Origin of the sequence: Flavobacterium sp. (genome assembly GCF_043722275.1) — a bacterium.
Taxonomy (GTDB): domain Bacteria; phylum Bacteroidota; class Bacteroidia; order Flavobacteriales; family Flavobacteriaceae; genus Flavobacterium.
The window spans coordinates 1-1,995 of record NZ_JAYSPC010000171.1; the positions used below are offsets into that span (position 1 = coordinate 1).

The window sequence follows — 1,995 nt, forward strand, 5'->3', positions numbered from 1 at the left end:
AAAAAAAAAAAAATGAAGAAAATGAATTAAAAATTCGTTGTGAAGTAGAATTTAGGCAAACAATTTTAAAAAATCTGTCTACTGAATGGTTACAAGGAAATAGTGAAATTTTTTTATTAAAGTTAAATAAATTATTTATTTCTAAAATAAAAACTATAGTTGTCACAGATTTAACAGAAAATTTTATAAAAACTTCATTAAATCTTTATAAAGATTGGTCGCTGTTAATCTCAAACCAACATTTACAAAATAAGTCAATTTTTTCTTCAATTAAAGTTATTTCTAAAGATAATAATCAAGAAATATTGCTTGAACAACAAGAGCTTTATCCCGCTTTTGTTTCAATTTATCAAAAATTTTTTGCGAGAATTTCTTCAGTAAAAAGAGAAAATTTAATTCAAGGAAAATACTCAACCTTGAATTTTCAACTTAATGAACTTCTTGATGTTATTGGGTGGTCTGATACAGTCAATTACCAAACAAAAATGATAAAGTCTTTAAACGGTTTAGAAAGTCTTAAACTTTTAGTGGTTAGTAAAAAAGTTCGGACTTATGAAACTTTAGTTATTTCTCATTCTTTTGATAAAAGTACACAGAGTGTACGTTTAACCTTGAATGTAAAAGTTTTTAAAAGCTTTTTGTTACACTACGTAAATATAAAAGAAGATTTTTATAAAGAAACTATAAAAAGTTATCAATTAAATTTTGAAAAAAATAATAAAAATCGTCAACCAGATTATATTTTTCCTCTTTTAACACAATCTTACAACTCATTATATTCATCAGTTGTCTATTCGGGCTCACTACCAAACAACTGTTATTCCCGAGCAAATTTTTCTCGAATGTTAAGCTGGCTTTTTACAGAAGAATTTGTCAATAAGGAGTATCTAAAGAAAAGTGAAATAACAAAATTTCAGACCAAAACCAAAGTCATTTATAAGTTTGCAAATGGTTCTTTTGAAGTTGATTTAAAAAGAAAAGAAAAGAAAGCTCCAAAATTAATAGAAAGCTAAAGCCTTTATCTTAACTTTTTGGTATATTTAGAGTATACTTTAATAGTTCCTAACAGTGAAGTCTATTTGGGCTACTAAAACGGCTTCAAATGGACTAGTCCATTCCAAGTATTAAAAAAGACTGCAAGAGCAATAAGAAAGCTATGATAAAAAAATTATTAAAAAAGCAAAAAAACCAAGAATCAATAAGTAGACTAGAAGATAAAAAGTTTTACTTTGGCTATATACGAGTCTCTAGTGTTCAACAAGTAGGTAATGGCTCCTTGGCGTCTCAGCGTCAGATTTTGAGAAATTTTGGTGTCATTAAGGAAAATATTTATTGTGATGTCAAATCAGGTACAAGTATAGAAAATCGTAGTGAGTTAAATAAGTTATTAAAAATTTTTAATCCAGAAAATAAACGAACAGTAGATGAATTAAAAGAGTTAAAAATTGAAAATCAGAGGAAAAAAGCCACCCTGGTTGTCGCTTACTTGGATCGACTAAGCCGAAGTCTATATTACGGATTAAATTTTATAAAAGAATTAGAAAATCTTGGAATACAATTTGTGGCACTCGATATTCCTTTTGGCACTGATCAACACCTAAATCAATTGGTTTTAACCATTTTAATGTGGTTAGCAGAATACCAAATCCGAAACACTAAGGAAAGACAGAAAATTGGAATAAAAAATGCAATTTTAAATGGAAAATATTTAATGAGAAGTAGACGAAAATTAACACCGGACCTTTTAGAAAAAATAGAATTTCGTAAAAAGCAGGGTCGTTCTCCTGCCGAAATATATAAAACACTAGGTATTTCTAAGTCGTCTTACTATACTGCATTAAAACTTCTTAAAAAAAATGAGAAAAGTTAGACATAAGGAGCATGTACAGAAGAATTCAAATAATTTCTTAAGAATTTTTGGAATCGATTTAGGGGTTTTTCAGTTGCATTTTCAACTGTTGGAACCCCTAATTTTGTATCTGTATCTGTATCTGT

General features: G+C 27.8%; 2 protein-coding genes. Both read left to right on the forward strand.

The window, feature by feature from the left end:
• The coding region (locus ACHZDT_RS20675; RefSeq protein ID WP_394776597.1) for a hypothetical protein at positions 1-1,013 on the forward strand (1,013 nt) is incomplete at its 5' end.
• A gap of 143 nt (positions 1,014-1,156) precedes the next feature.
• Complete coding sequence (locus ACHZDT_RS20680) at positions 1,157-1,870, forward strand: recombinase family protein (protein ID WP_394776598.1); 714 nt, start codon at positions 1,157-1,159, stop codon at positions 1,868-1,870.
• The last annotated feature ends 125 nt before the right edge of the window (positions 1,871-1,995 follow it).

Bases quoted from the DNA above. Each gene is read 5' to 3' on its own strand.
- ACHZDT_RS20680 (WP_394776598.1), top strand. From the start codon at position 1,157: ATGATAAAAAAATTATTAAAAAAGCAAAAAAACCAAGAATCAATAAGT.